The organism is Dyadobacter pollutisoli (assembly GCF_026625565.1).
GTDB lineage: Bacteria > Bacteroidota > Bacteroidia > Cytophagales > Spirosomataceae > Dyadobacter > Dyadobacter pollutisoli.
This window is the reverse complement of record NZ_CP112998.1, coordinates 7,386,322-7,404,142: the sequence shown is the minus strand read 5'-3', so window position 1 is coordinate 7,404,142 and position 17,821 is coordinate 7,386,322. Positions and strand designations below refer to the sequence as shown.

Sequence of the window (17,821 nt, the reverse complement as noted above, 5' to 3'; positions counted from 1 at the left end):
CGGCGAATGAGGCGTACGGTTGCGTACGGTTTACCTAACGAATAATTCCAGCATCTTCTTGCCTTCAATGGACGCCGTAAGCTTATCCCCGATCTTTACGGAGGAAACACCTTTGGGAGTACCGGTGAATATCAGGTCACCTTTTTTAAGCATGAAATATTTGGAAACAAATGAAATCAGGTAGTTGATGCGGTACAGCATCATGGAAGAATTCCCGCTCTGGCGCGTTTCATCATTCACGTCCAGGCTGAAATTGATATTTTGAATGTCCTCAAAATCGGATATCGGGACAAATTCGGATACTGGCGCAGAACCGTTAAAAGCTTTCGCCAATTCCCAGGGCAAGCCTTTGCTCTTTAATTCCGACTGCAAATCGCGGGCAGTGAAGTCAATACCAACCCCGATCTCAGAATAATACTTATGTGCAAACCGCTCTTCAATGTTCTTCCCTACCCTGTTGATCTTGACGACCAGCTCTACTTCGTGGTGAATGTCTTTGGAAAAATCCGGATAAAAAAACGGTTCTCCTGCACGGATCTGTGCCGTTTCCGGCTTCAAAAATATAACTGGTGCGTCTGGTTTTTCGTTGTTCAGTTCAGCAATGTGCTCAGTATAATTCCGGCCTACACAAATAATTTTCATTCGAAGCAAAAATAAGATTTTAAACAGGATGAAAGTCGGGGACAAAACTACGGAAGATTTTCTTACTATTTTTGAAGCAAATATCGTTATCAACAGAAAGCTTACGCATGAAGAAGCAAATTTCCATTCCCTTTTTTCAAATCATTTGCGCTCTTACGTTATCCATTCTGATGTCTTCCTGTGAAGTGTTCCGCAAAGCACCGGAAAGACCTTCCGTCTCTCGCTCTTCGGGCAGGCGAAACACCACAACGGCAAAACGCCCTCCGGCCAGAACACCTTCCCGGAAAGCGACTCATGCTGCAAAACCAACCTATTCAAGACCAGGAAATTCCACTACTTCGGAAATCCCTGAGGTTATACAGGTCGCACGTACTTATACAGGCACACCCTACCGCTCGGGAGGAAATGACAAAAACGGGATCGATTGCTCTGGGCTAATTTGCTCGGTGTACTCCGAAATTGGCGTCAAAGTCCCCCGTATTTCGTGGCAGCAGTCGGAATATGGCCAAGAGATAAGCAAGCTGGAAGACATCCGCGCCGGTGACTGGCTGTTTTTTGTCCCCGAGGCTGGCAAGGAGGGATATGTTTCGCATGCGGGAATTGTAACCGACGTGAGAAGTCAGCAGGAAATTATCTTCATTCACGCTTCCACATCCCGCGGGGTCAGGGAAGACAATTTGTTCTCTACCTATTTCAAAGGCAGGTTCGTAAAAGCAATGCGCCCGTTTTCACAGCTCTAATTTCTCCGGAAAAATTGGCTGGATCGCCGCATTTAAAGATTTTCAAGTATACATCGTAAGGGTTTTGCTTACATTGATTGTCTGATTTGAAGTATCGGCAGTATATTAATATATTAATCCTTTCTCAACATAATGGAAACGACAATAGGCCCTCCACCGCCGATCAGCGGACGTGTACTGCCGTTACAAGGCAACCCGGGTATTCCGGTCTATATATTTGCTACGGTTTTCGCCTCCTTTTGCGTGATCACCGGGCTTATCTGGGATATTTGCTGGCACATGAGCATTGGCCGTGACGGCTTGCTGTCTCCACCGCATTTGGTAATTTATCTCGGCGCAGTCGTAGCAGGGCTTTTTTCAGGTTTTGAGATTTTGCGTAAAACGTTTTGGGGAAATTCACTTGAAAAAAGCCGGAGCGTTAAGATCTGGGGCTTCTTTTACAGCTCATTAGGTTCGTTATTCTGTGTATGGGGCGCATTGTCTATGCTTACGTCTGCCCCTTTCGACGACTGGTGGCACAGTACTTACGGACTGGACGTGACCATTCTTTCACCTCCCCATACCGTGCTGATCCTCGGAATTATAGGAATCCAGTTCGGAGCTATGATCTGTGTCGTGGCTATCAAAAACCAGATCCGTGCTTTCGAAGGCCTTAATTACATTAAAAAGAAAACGCTCGACAAAACACTCTTCTGGCTGTTTGCATTGTCTGCCGGTTTCCTGCTGACCATTTGGTATACATTAATATCGGAAGAACTCGGACGTATGCGCGTTCACCGTTCCAGTTATTACATATTCGCGGGCGCTGCTTTTCCAATACTGTTAATGTCGGTAGGCAAAGCAGTGTCACACAAATGGGCGACCACAGCAGTAGCAGGAGTTTACACGGTGCTCATGCTCACCACACTCTGGATTATTCCACTCTTTCCCGCCGAACCGAAATTAGGGCCGATCCTGAACCACATTGACCATTATCAGGGCTTTCAGTTTCCACTACTACTTATCATTCCGGCAATTGCCGTAGATTACATTCGTCATCGCTTCGGGCATTTGAACGACTGGCAAATGACGCCAATACTAGCCGCATCCTTTCTGATTGTCTTCTTTGTTGTCCAATGGTTTTTCGGCGGTTTTCTAATGGAATCCCCATACGCCCGTAATTGGTTCTTTGGCAGCCACTACTGGTATTTCGGCAATAATCCCGACTGGGAATATCGCTATAAATTCGGCCCGTGGATGGTAGAAAGCATACCTGTCCTGCTAAAAGGATTGGGTATCGCACTGCTGGCCACATTAGTTTCAACCCGGATTGGCCTGGCCTGGGGCAACTGGATGCACAAAATTCAACGATGAAAAAACTGTTATTGATACTGCTGCTGACGCTGGTCGGAAAGATCGCGCAGGCGCACATAGGAAGTTCTGGCGTTCAGATGCAGGGACAGGCCGGGCCCTATAAGGTCATGGTGAGCGTACAGCCACCCGACGTAATTCCCGGAACAGCTCAGATTACCGTTTTTATTGAAAGCGGTGATGCCAGGAAGATCGTGGCAAGGCCCATTTATTTTTATTCCGGGGACAAAGGCGCACCTACTCCCGACGAACTTATACCAGTACCAGGCCAGCCAGGTCAGTTCAAAGGTTTTGTCTGGTTAATGGAATGGGGTTCTTCCAGTGCACAGATACAAATTGAAGGTGATAAAGGGAAAGGCGAGCTGATAATCCCTATTGTCGCCGTCTCCACTGCCGAAAGGGTTATGCCAAAGGAACTAGGTATCGGACTTAGCATATTAGGAATACTGCTTTTTCTACTCATGATCACAACGATCGGCGCAAGTGTGAGCGACGGAATCCTGAAACCCGGCGAAGTACTTACTCCCCGGCAAAAACGAAAAAAATGGATGAACATGGGCATTGCAACCGTGGCGTGCTCATTGATTTTGTATGGAGGAAGCAGCTGGTGGGATAGCTGGGCGTCGGAATATAAAGAATGGCTTTACAAACCAATGAAAGGCAATGCAGCGATTTTAAAAGACGACAATCAATATAAATTTCAATTAAAGATCGATACTACCAGCTGGCGGAAGCAGCGAAAAGGTAGTATGCTAAGCCTCTTGATTCCGGATCACGGAAAGATCATGCACACATTTCTGGTACGTATGCCGGGGCTGGACGCATTTGCCCACATTCACCCCGAACGAAAGGACAGCCTCACATTTGAGGCCTACCTGCCTAAGTTACCAGCCGGCCGATACATTGTTTACTCTGATATTGTTCAACATTCAGGCTTCGCCGAAACCATTGTCGATACGCTGGAAATTCCTGCGCAAAATCTAAAATCGGAGAATCTGAAAGTCACCGCCTATGAAGATACTTATGTTGTTACCGACCCGATAGACTCGCCCGGCGAAGTGCCATTGGACGAGAATGTGGTCATTTGCGGAAAACCAGGCACGAAAACAGTTTTCAAGGACGGTTCATACGCGGTATGGGAAGGCAAACCGGATCGTCCGCTCGAAGCGGGAAAGCCCTATTTACTCAACTTCGAAATTTTCAATCCGGACGGAACCCCATGCATTCCTGAACCATACCTGGGTATGACAGGGCACGTCGCGGTGGTGCGTTCCGACGGTTCGGTATACATTCACCTGCACCCGACCGGTACCTTCGCTATGGCCGCGGAACAAACATTCAAAAACCGAATTTCGGACACGTCAAAAATTGCAAAACGACCCGCCCCCGCTATTTTCAGGGACAGTGTCGATAAACACCTTGCCCGCCTGAACGCGATGCCGGTACTGGAAAGGGAGCAATTCCTGATGACCGAAATGGGAATGTATGAAACAAATGCGGCGGGAGTAATGGGTATGGAGCACGGAAACCGAATTTCATTCCCCTACTCATTCCCCAAAGATGGCCGCTACCGGATCTTCCTGCAAGTAAAACGTAATGAGAAAGTGCTGACAGGTGTTTTTGATGTGAAAGTTACCGACCCGACCACGCTATAATTACCTCAGAACAAATCTTTTATTTTCTCGAAAGACATCTCCCTGTAATTTTCAATGTACAGATTGCAGGGAGGTAGTTCTTCAATGGTATGTGAGCTAAGGACGCCTACTACTCGCATTCCGGCATTCAATGCAGCCGATACTCCCGAGAAAGAGTCTTCAAAAACCACGCATTGGTCCGGCATTACCCCCAGATTTTGGGCAGAAGTGAGGTATACTTCCGGATCAGGCTTGTGTTTCTTTACATTTTCACTGGCCAGGATCGATCCCAGAATAGGCCTGATGAGCACTTTGCTCAATATCAGTTCAAGATTAGCCCGGGGAGCCGATGTTGCTACGCCCAGATCTACTCCATTGGCTTTTAAATCTTGCATGAATTCAACGATTCCCGAGATAGGATCAATGTAAGGTTCGTAGATCTGCCGGAATAAGCTCTCCTTTTCGTCTTCCATTTGCAAGAGCTCCTCGCCTTCAATCACCCGTTTCAAAAAATGACTGAGTATGTAGCTATTGCTTTTTCCATACATATGCTGCGCAAATTCTTCGTCAGTAGGAGCCAGGTCACGCTTTGAAAAAAACGCACGAAAGGCCTTGGAATGGAAGGGATTGGTGTGACAAATAACACCATCCATGTCAAAAATTACTGCAATTTTTTCTTTCATGCGCCAAAGTTAAGCAATACCTTCATAGGTGAAAAAATGCTTTGAGACTAATCAGGACGCATTATGCAAGGGAAGGAGGTTCATAGCAGCAATTTTTCCGAGTAAATGGCAATTTTTAAGGTTATTCTATTAAATTTACCACAACAACTCACACCGCAACCGGAAAGAATTTCTATGTTTTGAAATAATCAACAGCTTTTCCGACCACATCCTGACCCTGAAAATTTTGTTTTAATTAATGGTAGTGTATGAATGAATTGGAACGAATTAACAGTGGAGTTGACCGCCAACCCCTTACTAAGACAAATAACACCCTCACCTCTCTTGAAGTATATGATCAGTATGGAGCAATGGCTTATGGCATTATTTTACAGATCATACCGCAACCACATTTAGCCCAGGAAGTATTGGTAAGTGTTTTTTCATCGCCTCAATTACTGTCTTGCAATAGTTACCCATTCACTTTTGCCGTTTGCGTGATCAAGCTGGCGAGGGCAAAGGCTGTGGAAGCAAAACGCAAATTAATGGCCATAGCACCCGTGGGAGATGATTTTATACACAACTCAGACGCTTCACCACAAGCGATTTTCGATCTGGCTTTCAGGCAGGGCTTCACGCCGGAGGAAGTTGCCCGAAAGTTGAATATATCCAAATCAGAAGTTCTTCGTTCTTTTCATGAGTTTTTTAAATCTTATCGCAACGCTAATCTGAACACCCAGTGAACAAGCAGGATTTTATACAAAGTGGAATTTTGGAGTCGTATGCCCTGGGGTTTGCCAGCAGCGAGGAGCAGGAGCAGGTGAAGCAGCTGGCTGAATACGACCAGGACATTTCTGCACATCTTGTGGATCTGGAAGACAGTATCAGGAGCTACTTTAACAAGGAATCTGTCACGCCACCGGTTGCTATTAGAGAAATCATTCAGTTAAGGACGGAAAGGAAACAAAAGCATAATTTCAACAAAACTGTTCAGGATGACCCGAAGCGGTTTTTAGAAGTTGAGGTCAATGATACGCACATTAAGGTCCACAAGTATTGGCGCCCCGCTTTTATTGCCGTATTTGTCCTTTCCAAGATCTTCCTGATTGCCGGATTATATCTTTATTTCAAATCCGCAAGCCAGCAAGAAGAGCTTCTCCGTCTCAAACAGGAAATTCAGCAGCAGCAACTCAAATAGCAAATAATTTAACAATAAGAAAGCCGGACGAATCTCGCGATTTGTCCGGCTTTCTTATTATCGATCACATTACTTCAGAAACGCGCGCAACATCCATGCCATTTTCTCGTGGGTACGCAGTAAGCCAGTCACATAGTCGCTCGATCCCAGGTCTTTATAGGTATCTGCGAACTCGGTGATCTCTGTACGCAATATTCTGATAATCGTTTCGTGATCATCCAGGAGGTTTTTCAACTGAGTTTTTTCATCATTGGTGTACTCAGGCTCCAGCAGGTCTGTCAATTTTAGAATATCCACCAACCGGGCTTCCGAATAGTGACCTATGGCTCTGATACGCTCTGCGATTTCGTCCATAATCTCCTGCAGTTGCTCGTATTGTCCTTCAAACAACTTGTGAAGTTCGAAAAAATTCATCCCGCCGATGTTCCAATGGTAATTGCGGGTTTTGGTATAAAGCACAAATTCATTGGCCAGCAACTTGTTCAGCTGAAAAGCGACAGCCTGCGTATTACTGTCCGAAATTCCGATGTTTGTTTTCATATTGATGAGTAATTGGGATGGTATTGTTAATATAGTACTAGCTCTATACGTAACCAATCTTTGGAGCAAAAAGGTTGCTCTTGGCTACTATAAATCAAACATAAACCTTTTTAAACCTCGTCGGATTAAGATATCGTTAAAGTGTGTGAATTTTTGAAACCGAAAATAAAAGCTACCTCTCAATTGTGACCTGCAACCAATCCCGCCGTATAGCTATAGAAAGTTTTATTATATTTGTTTAACCACATTATGCAATGAAAGACAGGGAAAGGATTGGAAATCTTGAAGAACTAATGGCCGAATCACTCATCCGCTTCGACCGATTAGATGACGGTCAGCACAGGCTAGACGGAAAAATAGACTCACTCTCGGGGGCTATGGAATTGCTCAGAGGACAGATGGGATCATTACAACAAAACGTGGGATCATTACAACAAAACGTGGGATCGTTACAGCAAAACGTGGGATCGTTGGAAGACGCTATGCGCGAACTGGCTAAAAATCAATTTCAGCTGAATGACAGGCAAAGTACCCTGGAAGAAAGCATGGCTATGTTAACCCAGGTAGTCCGAAAAAATTCAACTGACATTGAAGATATCAAAGACACAATGTCAACCAAAGAAGGTATTGACAACCTCTTTGAAGCCATGATGAATCGTTTTGACCGGGTGGATACCAGATTTGATTACATGCAGGGAGAAATTGACCTGCTCAAAGAAAAGGTGAAGTAAATTGATCCTTCTCCCATTTTTACATTCACAATAATAAAATTAAATGTTTCCCTTCCGGATAGGACAAGGCTACGACGTACATCAATTGGTAGAAGACCGGCCTTTTTGGCTTGGCGGTATTTTGATCCCCCACACACACGGTGCAAAGGGGCATTCAGACGCGGATGTAGTCTGTCACGTCATTTGCGATGCACTGCTGGGTGCCGCTAATCTTCGTAATATTGGATATCATTTCTCCGATAAGGATCCGCAGTGGAAAGGGGTGGACAGCAAAATTCTGCTGGCCAAAGTCCTTGAAATGATCAGAGAGAAAGGATATGAAGTAGGAAATGTAGACGTCACTATCGTACTACAAAATCCTAAACTGAACCCGCATATCCCGGATATGAAAGCGTGCCTGGCAAAGGTTACCGCCATTTCCGAGGAGGACATTTCTATTAAAGCGACGACTTCGGAACATCTCGGATTTGTAGGGAGAGAAGAAGGTATTGCCGCGCATTGTGTTGCATTGATATACGTTCCTGAGCACTTTCCGGGAAATCAAAAATAAACGTTCCATTCAAAATCTTTGACAATTCGCTACATGAAAAAAGTAATACTCCTCCTTTCCATAACGGTCAGCGCATCGTTTAGTGCCTGCGCGCAAGATGCTTCGAAAGTCACACAACCACTTGGTTTTGAAGAGTATGACCCGATTTCCACGCTCAAAGTGGAAGAACATGTGGTAAGGCGCGCCAAATTTCCATTCATCGACGTACACAATCATCAGTACCAGATGCCAACCCAGGACCTGAAAGCATTGACCGCTCAAATGGACAGCCTGAACATGGGAATCATGGTCAATTTGAGTGGTCGCGGATGGTCACAGGAATGGAGCGAAGGTACTGCTACATTGAAAGGTTCTTTGGAAAATATTGCCAAAAATCAACCGAAACGCATCGCTGTTTTCACCAATCTTCAGTTCAAAGGCTTTGGTGAAAGCGACTGGTCTGCCAAGGCTGTAAAGCAATTGGAGGAAGACGTTAAAATGGGTGCGAAAGGATTGAAAATCTATAAAAGTCTTGGTTTCAGTGGCATTAAGGATGATAAGGGTAATCGGGTAGCTGTAAGCGATCCAAGATTACAACCTGTGTGGCAGAAGTGCGGCGAGCTGGGTATACCGGTTTTGATCCACACGGCCGATGTCCCATCATTCTGGGACCCGATGGACCGATACAATGAGCGGTGGCTTGAATTAAAAACACATCCTGGACGTCGTCGCGGTGCAAATGATCCCATTCCTTTCGACTCACTAATCGCTGAGCAGCATCATATTTTTCGCAAGAATCCCAAAACTACTTTTATCAATGCACATATGGGCTGGTATCCCAACAATCTGAAAAAGCTTGACAGCCTGATGATCGCATTCCCGAATATGTATGTAGAGATCGGCGCGGTTATTGCGGAGCTGGGCAGGCAGCCACGCACGGCGAAAAAGTTTTTTAACAAATACCAGGACCGCGTTTTGTTCGGGAAGGATAGCTGGGTACCGTCTGAATATGCAACTTATTTCCGCGTGCTGGAAACGGAAGATGAGTACTTTCCCTACCACAAAAAATACCACGCATTCTGGCGAATGTATGGTATGGGTTTGTCTGACGAAGTGTTGAAAAAGTTATATTATAAGAACGCCCTTAAAATCATTCCGGGATTAGATAAAAGCCAGTTCCCCAAATAGATATGGCTACTTAAATGCCCTGGCTTCTTTGATTACCGAGCGGTATTCAGCTTTGTCAAGGCATTTTTTATAATAATCCTTTGCCTTCGATTTACTTCCTGCACGTGCAGAAATCCGTGCAAGCCCGGCGTAAGCCAGCGCATGATATTCCTTTGTGTACTGATCATCGTGGGGTGTTTTTAATGCCAGCAAATACTCTTTTTGAGCAGCAGCATCATTCTTTTCGTTTTTCTCTTCCAAAATCCCCTGAAAAGTCCGCCAGGCAGCAGGGTAAAACCCGGTATTGATCTTTTTCAGGTTAACAATTTCCTTTTCAGCCAGATCGTACCTCCCTGAAAGCAGCAATGCCTCAATATTTTTCATCAGGTAAACCGGATTCCTTGGATACAGATTGACCAGCTTATCCATATAAAAAACCGCCTTTTCCGGCTTACTTTCATATTTTAGATAAATGTGCGAAATATAAAAACAGGACTCTGCCTTTGTGATCATACCTACTTTGGTGGCATTGTCTATCTGTTTCAATCCCAACGCTTTATCGCCGCTCTTAAAAAACACCAGTAACGGTTTTACAATAGGATGTTCTTCGGGATAAACCTCGACATAATAGTTGTACATCCCCGAAGTGAAATAGAATTCTGGGTTTTTATTGATAAGTTTCAGCCCCTCCACGAATGCATTGTAGGCTTTTTTACCTTCCCCAGCCGCATTGACCATTTCGCCACGATAATTATAGATCATAGCCATGTAGCCCCGGGCCACCATTGTGTAAAAAACCGCTTCCGGATCCAGGCTGTTTTTGCCGTATTTTTTATTGATCGCTTCCAGACATTGGTCCAGTTTATGAATATACTCCTTCGACTTCACCGGGTTATCCTTGATCGGAAGGTATTTCCAGAAAAGAATAAATGAATCGAGAATGTAGGAAACGGGGTGGTTGGGATATTTTTTTTCAACCTGTTCAATAATGGTTTCAGCCTCGTCGAATTCGTAGTTGTAGATTTTGTCAAGACTACCCTGAATATTTTTGAGAGAAGCAGGATCGTTTAGCAGTTGAGCTCGGGCGGTGGAAGAGAAAATAGACAGCAGTATAATTAAACACAGAAATCGAAACGTATTTTGCATGGCTTAGACTATTAACTCAAAATGGTTTGGTGGTATCCCAACTGAACAGTAGCTTTGTTTATAACCCTAATTTTAATGTATGGGTTTCTACCACCAACGTTATTTTGGCCTCAAAGTTTTAATTATTATTTCACAAGATTGATCATATGATTCGCTACAAGCAGTTTACATTGGATAATGGACTTAAAGTTTTTGTTCATGAAGATTTTTCAACACCGATGGCTGCGGTCAATATTTTATATAATGTTGGGTCCCGGGACGAAGATGAGGAAAGAACAGGTTTTGCACATCTCTTCGAACACCTGATGTTCGGTGGTTCAAAAAATATCCCCAGTTACGACATTCCAGTACAGAATGTAGGCGGCGAAAACAATGCTTTTACATCTCCCGACATCACCAATTATTACATTACCCTACCTGCCGACAATGTTGAAACTGCTTTCTGGCTTGAATCGGACCGCATGCTCAGCCTGTCCTTTGATCCCAATGTGCTGGAAGTTCAACGAAAAGTGGTCATTGAAGAGTTTAAACAACGCTATCTTAATCAGCCCTATGGCGATATCTGGCTTAAATTAAGACCGCTTGCTTATCAGCAACATCCTTACCGCTGGGCAACCATCGGAAAGGACATTGAGCACATTGAACGTGCTACGATGAATGACGTACAGGATTTTTTCTTTCGGTTTTACAGGCCTAACAATGCCGTGATGGTAGTAGCAGGGGCTGTTACGCTGGAACAAATACAGGAGCTTGCCATTAAATGGTTTGGAAACATACCAGCCGGACCAACCTACGTTCGAAATATCCCGAAGGAGCCAGTGCAATCGGAAATAAGGCATTTGGAGACTTCCGCAGCGGTACCATTGAACTCAATTGTCAAAGTGTTTCATATGCCCGGAAGATACCAGGACGGGTTTTACGCTTCCGATTTGCTCAGCGACATTTTGGGAAGGGGCAAATCATCCCGGTTGTATCAGAAGCTTTTGAAAGAAAAATCATTGTTCAACAGCATTAGTGCCAGTGTAACCTCTTCGCTTGATCCGGGCTTGCTGGTAGTAAAAGGTAATCTCAACCCGGGTATAAAACTGGAAGACGCCGACGATGCTATCATGGAAATATTGCAGGAAATTACCGAAAATGGCGCGACCGATGAGGAGGTTACCAAAGTCAAAAACCAATCGGAAGCCTCACTGGCTTTTTCGGAAGTAGAACTGCTGAACCGCGCTATGAACCTTGCTTTTGCAGCCAATGCCGGTAACGTGGACTGGGCAAACAGCGACGCCGAGACTATTCGCAACCTTACTTCCGCAGACATTCACCAGGCCGCCAAAAGTGTATTAAGGCCCGAAAACGCCTCGACATTATATTACCGGGCTGAATCCAAAGAAGGATAATAAACATTCACCTCCGGGTGCATGGTGTACATCCGGAATTGCGAGCCGTCGTTCACCAAAATTCCGCTGGATTTATTGTTCCCGAGAATAGGGTTCTTCGGATACTTTTTCCAATGGATCAAATCTTTTGAAACTGCCACGTTTGTCGACCATTCACGCCAGTCTTTGAACGCCGAGGCGTGGTAGTAGCCATAATACAATCCATTGTATTTAATGACCTGGTTCATCGCTACCGCAAACTGGTCATACTTTTCAGGTCCCATTTTCAGTACAGGCTCGTCCTGTACATTGGTCCATATTTTTAGATCACTGGAAGTCGCCAGCCAAACCCCGGTGTCATTTCGCTCGTAGAAAAGGTACCATATCCCCGCCTCTTTCCACACTGCCGGCGTACCATACGGGCCTTTCCCGATCGGTTGTCCATTTTTCAGGCGAACATCCAACGCTCCCTCATCCGTCCATTTAACTTTATCCTGGGACGTGAGCAAATGCGCAGTATCGCCCCGGCTCTCGGCAAACATATAATAAGTGCTGTCCGATTTGACTACACACATATCCTCTACCCAAATCGAATTGTGAATCGGTTTTTCAGACGATCTGTTCCATTTGATACCGTCCGTCGACGTAGCCAGTCCCAGATATTTTATACTATCACCTGTCTGTTCCGTGTAGCCGGTATACCACATATAATAGGTACTATCCTCCCTGAGAATAAACCCTCTTTCTCTTATCTTCTCATCCCACTTTGTCGAATCGCCTGTTCCTGCAAATAAAGGGTTACCCTGATATGGTTTGAAGCGGACAAGCTCTTCCGGAAATTCATTTGAATCCTCTGCCGGCTTTTCTTTGCTGCAACCCAATAAAGTACAAATAAGGAAAAGGATCAGGTATTTCTCTTTCATTGGGTTAGGATTAAAGTTTTCCGGTAATGTCAAAAGTCTCATTTTATTTACAAATTAATTCTCAAAAAAGGCTAGTCTGCGCGCCAATAAAAAAAGCCATTACGTAATGCAATGGCTTTTTACTATCTAAATGTTATGCTATTCTTCCGGCAAGAAAGTCAGGTAGCTGAAATTCTGTTCATTGAACATATCTATTGCAATTTCCTGTAACTCGCTGGACGTAATCTGTTCTATCTCTGTGAAAATCTCAGGTAATGAATCCACTTTGCCAGTGTCCAAAAGGCTTTTTGCCATCATGAGCATAAAACTCATATTGCTTTCCTCCGACATCGCCAGTTGACCCATCAGCTGAACTTTGGTTTGATGTAATTGCAAAACAGATAAAGGCACTTCTCTCACACGTTTCAACTCTTTGTGGATCAGCGAAATGCTTTTGTTCAGCTGTTTTTTTTCTGTTCCAAAGAAGATACCCATAAAACCCGTATCCAGGTAAGGCGTGTAATTTCCTTCAATGGAATACACAAAGCCATATTTTTCGCGCAGTGAAAGGTTAAACCGCGAGTTCATTCCTGGTCCGCCCAGCAGATTGACCAACATAAAAAATGGTAACCGACGGTCGTCCAGCAATGCATATGCGGGTTGTCCCATAGCACATTGTGCCTGCGAAATAGAACGTTCTTTCTGCTGATGCAATGGAGAATACAATGCCGGTGCTTGTCTGATACGATTGGTTTTTCGGTGAGGAACATCGCCCAGATACTTCTCTGCAAGGCGGATCACTTTGGAAAATGGCAGTCGGCTTACGGAAGAAACCACAATCTGTTCCGTATCAATATTTTCGTTGATAAACTGATGCAATTCCGCTCTGCCAAATGAATTGACAGTCTCAGCAGTTCCCAGAATGTTGTTTCCCAATGCGTGATTTGGAAAAACGAGCTGATCAAAATCATCCTGTATCGCATCCTCGGGAGAATCAATGTACATGGACATTTCTTCGATGATCACATTCCTCTCTCTTTCAATTTGTTTATCAGGAAAAACAGAATGAAAAGTAATGTCAGCTAACAAATCCATCGCCTTCTCGAAATGATCATCGAGTACCGAGGCGTGAAAGCATATTTTCTCCTTGGTGGTATAAGCATTCAGCTCTCCGCCTACATTTTCAAGTCTGTTAATGATATGATAAGAACTGCGCTTTTCGGTTCCTTTAAATGCCATATGCTCCCAAAAGTGCGCCAGGCCCTGCTGATGTGGCAATTCATCGCGGCTTCCAATGTCGAGCATAATGCCACAATGCGCGATTTGCGTGTAGGGAACCTGCTTGTGTGCAATGCGTATCCCGTTGGCAAGCGTATGTAACTGATATTCTTCTGTAAGTGTAAGGGAGGATGTTTTCGGGTTTCCCCGTTTACGCACGTTATTTCTCTTCATTCCTTTTGAACACAAAATACACACCAATAATTTTCGGTGGTATCCGCAAAATTACAGACTTTTGCTTGGAAACCCTTGCACAGTACCAGTTATGCGGATCGGATTTGATGCCAAAAGAGCGTTTGCCAATAAAACAGGTCTAGGAAATTACAGCCGTTTTGTACTGGAAGCTTTACTGACTTTTGAGCCAGAACACGAGTATCTGGCCTATACACCCAAAAACCGGCAAAAACTTTTCACCGCGTTTCCGGAAGACTCGATCCGGATGCCTCAAAGTTTTTTAGACAAAAAATTAGCAGCCTATTGGAGGTACAGCGGCATTACCCGGCAACTTCAAAAAGACGATGTCACTGTTTTTCATGGTTTGAGTAATGAGATACCACAAGGATTGCAGAAAGCCGGTATTCGCTCAGTGGTAACCATTCACGACCTGATTTTTGAGCGATTACCAAATCTTTTCAAACCCATTGACCGGATGATTTACCGGCACAAATTCAAGTCAGCCTGCGAACGTGCTGATGTGGTGATTGCGATCAGTGAACAGACCAAACGCGACCTTATTGACCTTTATCACATTGAAAAAAATAAAATCCAGGTCGTTTACCAGGATTGTAATCCGGTTTTTAAACAGCTTCCCAATCAACAAGTGACAGATCAAATCCTTTCACTTTACGACATTCATGAACCCTACATTCTCTCGGTTGGAACATTGGAAGAAAGAAAAAATCAGCATCGGCTGGTAGAAGCTTTTGCTATGCTGAAAAACACAGATTTCCAGCTGGTACTGATCGGGAAGCCAACTCCTTATACCCAGACGATCAAAGATTGCATTACCAGATTCGGCGTTGGAAAACAGGTAAAACTGGTCCACAATGTTCCTACCGAGCATCTTCCTGCGCTTTATCAAGCCGCCAAGATCTTTGCATATATCTCAATTTACGAAGGTTTTGGCATTCCAGTGCTGGAAGCATTGCACAGTGGCACGCCCGTACTCGCAGCCCGCGGCTCCTGCCTGGAAGAAGCGGGCGGCCCGGGAGGGCTATACGCCGACCCTTATCAAACAGAAGACATCAGCAATCAATTAAAAACATTGATGACTGATGCCTCATTAAGACATTCTCTGGTAGCTGCCGGCAAGACGCATATCGCTCAATTTACCGGGAAACATATCGCCAGGCAATTGGTTGATTTATACCAAAACCTGGCCTGATTCAAATCTATTTTTCTCTGTATTGCTCAATGATCCTGAACAATGCTTTTTGTTTTTCAAGATCTGGAAAAAAGTCAAAAAGCTGCACGTGAGCATCATAATCCAGGGTTAACCCTACTTCCAAATTAACCAATGCTTCCCGGTATTCTCCCGCATGGATCTGGTATACCGACATTCTGTAGTATAAATCGGCTTCCTCGGGCATTTCGTCAATTGCAGCTTGCAAAAGATCACACGCACGCGCGTAATTTCCCTGCTCGAATAACACATGCGACCATTTCAGCCAGATATCCGGGTTGGACGGTTCAATTTCTGCTGCCTTTTCAAACGCTTCAAACGCAGATACTACATTGCCTACTTTAAATTCCGTTTCTGCCAGCGCCAGCCAATAGTCAGGGTTTAATTCCGTGATCTGGATTGCTTTTCTCAAAAAACCGACTGCCTCATACCAGCGGCCCAGCTCACTGAAACAGATACCGAGACCGTACCAGCCGTCATCCCACTGATTATCCAGTTTGACTGTTTGGCGATAGTATTTAATGGCGGTTTCGAACTCTCCGAGCTTTTCATAGCAGGTACCCAGGCAACAGCAAGTTTCCGGCTGCTCGCCTTCGAGTTCTATTGCTTTGAGATACTGATCCTTGGCATCATCATACTTTTCCAGGTTCATGTACGAATTGCCCAGCTGGAAAAATGCCGAGGCAAAATCATCCTTAACCAATGTAGCATACTCATACGCATTGACAGCATCCTCATACCTTTCCAGCTTGCTGAATGCAATCCCGAGGTTGTACCAGGCATGGTGAGAGAATGGATCTCTGTCAACCAGATCGTTATAATAGCCCAAATGACTTTCCAGCTGCCCTACCAGATCCAGGCAATGTGCCAGTTCGTATAAAGCGCTTTCATTGTTCAGGTTATTTTTGAGAGACCTTTTGTAGAATTTAATGGCCTCTTCGTACTTACCCCAGTTCTGGTAAGTCTGCCCTATCTGAAAGTAAATTTCATCCTTGTCTTCTACCCGCTGCAGCAAGTTTTCCAGTACTTCGATGGCTTCTTCAAACTCGCCCATCATATTGGAAATCGCAACCTGCATAAAAGAGATTTCAATGTCGCCGGGATGAAAAAGCGAAGCCCTTTCCAAAATCTCCTGAGCCATTTCATGCTCTCCTCTGTTGGCATGCAGCTGAACCATACTTAGCAGCAGGTCCAGTGAATACGGGTAATCTGAAAGTCCCAGCTCGCAGGCTTTGTAAGCCTTTTCCCAATCTCCTTTTTCTATATAGTGGCCCGTAACTTTCTCGTACGTATCCAAATCAAAAAAAACCGGCTCGCTGGTCTTCAGCATTCTTTCAAACCTGAGCAATGTCTCCTTCATATAATCCTTTCTTTCCCCGAAATTTTTCTCCATCATACGAACCTCTAGGTTAGAATTGAGGGCTAACGCACCACTAAATAATAAAAGAAAGTTATAAAATAATTCCTCTTAATTCAAATCTTGCCAACCAAACTTTCGCTTACGCGGGCGACCGTTTTCTCAACAGGCTGAAAGTTAAAACCTAATGCATTTTTGATTTTCGCATTATCATACCTGACCCTTCGCGCTGCCGACTGTGCCGTTTCCCGGGTAATTAATGGCTTCGTGCCCAGCAACCATGTCCTCAACGCCTCCACACGCCAGATAATCCCTGCAAGCCAGGGCTTTACCTTAAATGACGGTCGTTTTTTATGCATTGCGTCAGCAATGGAGTTAAACAGGTTGTGGTAGGAAATGCTTCCGGCGTTGAGCAAAAACCTTTCTCCTGAAATGTCAGAGTCAACCAGCTTAAAAACGATTTCTGCCACATCCAGAACGTCCACGTAATTCGCCAACCCTTCCGTGTAAAACGGCTTTTCCCGATATACGTAACGAAAAATCTGAGTGCTGCTCTTCGTCCAGTCGCCTTCTCCCAAAATCAATGTAGGGTTAACGATTACTGCATTAAGGCCCTCTGCTACTCCCCTCCACACTTCCAGTTCAGCGAGGTGTTTGGTTTTGGCATATTCCGAGTTCTCGGGAGAATCTTCCCAGCGCTGGCTTTCGTTTAGTACCGTATCCTGCCCGGGAAGCACCTTCCTTGAATCGGGACGGCCTATTGCGGCGATGCTGCTCACGTGGCAAAGTTTGACTGACTGATGTTGAAGGCACACATTCACCACATTGGCTGTACCTTCCACATTGACCTTGTACATCATTTTGCGGTCGCGAGGCACAAAGGATACTACTGCAGCAGTATGTATCACGACGTCCATGCCCTCAATGGCTTTTTCCAGCAAGCTGAGATCCAGAATGTCACCTTCCACCCATTGCAAACGATCAGCTATTCCGGTCAGTAAACTTCTGTCTGACCCCGCACGGAACAATGTAAAAACCTCATGATTTTCGGAAAGAAACTTTTTGGCAACAGCGCTGCCGACCAAACCCGTGGCACCGGTAATGAGAACCTTCATAAATTAAGAACAAATTGTGCGGTTCAAAGTTCGTCTTTTAGGTTGGTTTTTGGAG

18 protein-coding genes are annotated in these 17,821 nt (G+C 44.7%); 10 read left to right on the top strand and 8 right to left on the bottom strand.

The genetic code is table 11. From position 1 onward, the window contains the following. Positions 1 to 30: 30 nt before the first annotated feature. Positions 31 to 642: a fumarylacetoacetate hydrolase family protein gene (locus tag ON006_RS30760; RefSeq protein ID WP_244822036.1), complete on the bottom strand. Its 612-nt coding sequence runs from the start codon at positions 640 to 642 to the stop codon at positions 31 to 33. A gap of 107 nt (positions 643 to 749) precedes the next feature. Here ON006_RS30760 and ON006_RS30755 point away from each other — a divergent pair, with 107 nt between their 5' ends. The 3 genes from ON006_RS30755 to ON006_RS30745 all read left to right on the top strand — a co-directional run bounded on the left by ON006_RS30755 (position 750) and on the right by ON006_RS30745 (position 4,387). Further along, positions 750 to 1,382: a C40 family peptidase gene (locus ON006_RS30755; RefSeq protein ID WP_244822037.1), complete on the top strand. Its 633-nt coding sequence runs from the start codon at positions 750 to 752 to the stop codon at positions 1,380 to 1,382. A 132-nt stretch (positions 1,383 to 1,514) separates the two neighbouring features. Continuing rightward, positions 1,515 to 2,735, top strand: coding sequence for a hypothetical protein (locus ON006_RS30750; protein ID WP_244822038.1), 1,221 nt, complete (start codon positions 1,515 to 1,517; stop codon positions 2,733 to 2,735). Further along, positions 2,732 to 4,387, top strand: coding sequence for a DUF8832 domain-containing protein (locus ON006_RS30745; protein ID WP_244822039.1), 1,656 nt, complete (start codon positions 2,732 to 2,734; stop codon positions 4,385 to 4,387). The genes ON006_RS30750 and ON006_RS30745 overlap by 4 nt, the downstream gene beginning before the upstream one ends. Before the next feature lie 5 nt (positions 4,388 to 4,392). On the opposite strand, the gene ON006_RS30740 is transcribed toward ON006_RS30745, so the two are convergent. Continuing rightward, entirely contained in the window at positions 4,393 to 5,049 is a 657-nt protein-coding gene (locus tag ON006_RS30740) for an HAD family hydrolase (RefSeq protein WP_244822040.1), read from the bottom strand. Between the two features lie 248 nt (positions 5,050 to 5,297). Between ON006_RS30740 and ON006_RS30735 the strand changes: the two genes are divergently transcribed. Together ON006_RS30735 and ON006_RS30730 are read left to right on the top strand one after the other, a co-directional pair. Further along, positions 5,298 to 5,771: an RNA polymerase sigma factor gene (locus ON006_RS30735; protein ID WP_244822041.1), complete on the top strand. Its 474-nt coding sequence runs from the start codon at positions 5,298 to 5,300 to the stop codon at positions 5,769 to 5,771. Next, on the top strand, positions 5,768 to 6,226 hold the full coding sequence (locus ON006_RS30730; protein WP_244822042.1) for a hypothetical protein: 459 nt from the start codon (positions 5,768 to 5,770) through the stop codon (positions 6,224 to 6,226). Before ON006_RS30735 ends, ON006_RS30730 begins: the two co-directional genes overlap by 4 nt. 69 nt (positions 6,227 to 6,295) lie before the next feature. Here the strand turns inward: ON006_RS30730 and ON006_RS30725 are convergent, their stop codons facing one another. After that, positions 6,296 to 6,766 (bottom strand): Dps family protein, encoded by a 471-nt coding sequence (locus tag ON006_RS30725; protein WP_244822043.1) that lies wholly within the window; start codon positions 6,764 to 6,766, stop codon positions 6,296 to 6,298. Positions 6,767 to 7,020: 254 nt separating this feature from the next. Between ON006_RS30725 and ON006_RS30720 the strand changes: the two genes are divergently transcribed. Genes ON006_RS30720 through ON006_RS30710 form a run of 3 tightly spaced genes read left to right on the top strand, consistent with a single transcriptional unit; the run spans position 7,021 to position 9,214 of the window. Then, entirely contained in the window at positions 7,021 to 7,497 is a 477-nt protein-coding gene (locus tag ON006_RS30720) for a hypothetical protein (RefSeq protein ID WP_244822044.1), read from the top strand. A 43-nt stretch (positions 7,498 to 7,540) separates the two neighbouring features. Further along, positions 7,541 to 8,047 (top strand): 2-C-methyl-D-erythritol 2,4-cyclodiphosphate synthase, encoded by a 507-nt coding sequence (gene ispF / locus ON006_RS30715; RefSeq protein WP_244822045.1) that lies wholly within the window; start codon positions 7,541 to 7,543, stop codon positions 8,045 to 8,047. 33 nt (positions 8,048 to 8,080) lie between these two features. Beyond that, a complete protein-coding gene (locus ON006_RS30710) occupies positions 8,081 to 9,214 on the top strand; it encodes an amidohydrolase family protein (protein WP_244822046.1) in 1,134 nt (377 codons plus the stop codon). A 6-nt stretch (positions 9,215 to 9,220) separates the two neighbouring features. Here the strand turns inward: ON006_RS30710 and ON006_RS30705 are convergent, their stop codons facing one another. After that, positions 9,221 to 10,339 carry a tetratricopeptide repeat protein gene (locus tag ON006_RS30705; protein WP_244822047.1) on the bottom strand — a complete coding sequence of 373 codons (1,119 nt, stop codon included), beginning with the start codon at positions 10,337 to 10,339 and terminating at the stop codon, positions 9,221 to 9,223. Positions 10,340 to 10,485: 146 nt separating this feature from the next. Here ON006_RS30705 and ON006_RS30700 point away from each other — a divergent pair, with 146 nt between their 5' ends. Next, positions 10,486 to 11,733 carry a M16 family metallopeptidase gene (locus ON006_RS30700; RefSeq protein ID WP_244822048.1) on the top strand — a complete coding sequence of 416 codons (1,248 nt, stop codon included), beginning with the start codon at positions 10,486 to 10,488 and terminating at the stop codon, positions 11,731 to 11,733. On the opposite strand, the gene ON006_RS30695 is transcribed toward ON006_RS30700, so the two are convergent. Next, a complete protein-coding gene (locus ON006_RS30695) occupies positions 11,706 to 12,635 on the bottom strand; it encodes a glycoside hydrolase family protein (RefSeq protein ID WP_267609933.1) in 930 nt (309 codons plus the stop codon). The two genes, ON006_RS30700 and ON006_RS30695, sit on opposite strands and share 28 nt — an antisense overlap. A gap of 138 nt (positions 12,636 to 12,773) precedes the next feature. Further along, positions 12,774 to 14,066, bottom strand: a complete 1,293-nt coding sequence (locus tag ON006_RS30690; RefSeq protein ID WP_244822050.1) for a M16 family metallopeptidase — start codon at positions 14,064 to 14,066, stop codon at positions 12,774 to 12,776. Between the two features lie 91 nt (positions 14,067 to 14,157). Here ON006_RS30690 and ON006_RS30685 point away from each other — a divergent pair, with 91 nt between their 5' ends. Further along, a complete protein-coding gene (locus ON006_RS30685) occupies positions 14,158 to 15,276 on the top strand; it encodes a glycosyltransferase family 4 protein (protein ID WP_244822051.1) in 1,119 nt (372 codons plus the stop codon). 7 nt (positions 15,277 to 15,283) lie between these two features. On the opposite strand, the gene ON006_RS30680 is transcribed toward ON006_RS30685, so the two are convergent. Together ON006_RS30680 and ON006_RS30675 are read right to left on the bottom strand one after the other, a co-directional pair. After that, the gene (locus tag ON006_RS30680) at positions 15,284 to 16,690 is read right to left on the bottom strand and encodes a tetratricopeptide repeat protein (RefSeq protein ID WP_244822052.1); all 1,407 of its coding nucleotides are present in this window, start codon (positions 16,688 to 16,690) and stop codon (positions 15,284 to 15,286) included. Positions 16,691 to 16,767: 77 nt separating this feature from the next. Next, the gene (locus tag ON006_RS30675) at positions 16,768 to 17,766 is read right to left on the bottom strand and encodes an NAD-dependent epimerase/dehydratase family protein (protein WP_244822053.1); all 999 of its coding nucleotides are present in this window, start codon (positions 17,764 to 17,766) and stop codon (positions 16,768 to 16,770) included. Between the last annotated feature and the right edge of the window lie 55 nt (positions 17,767 to 17,821).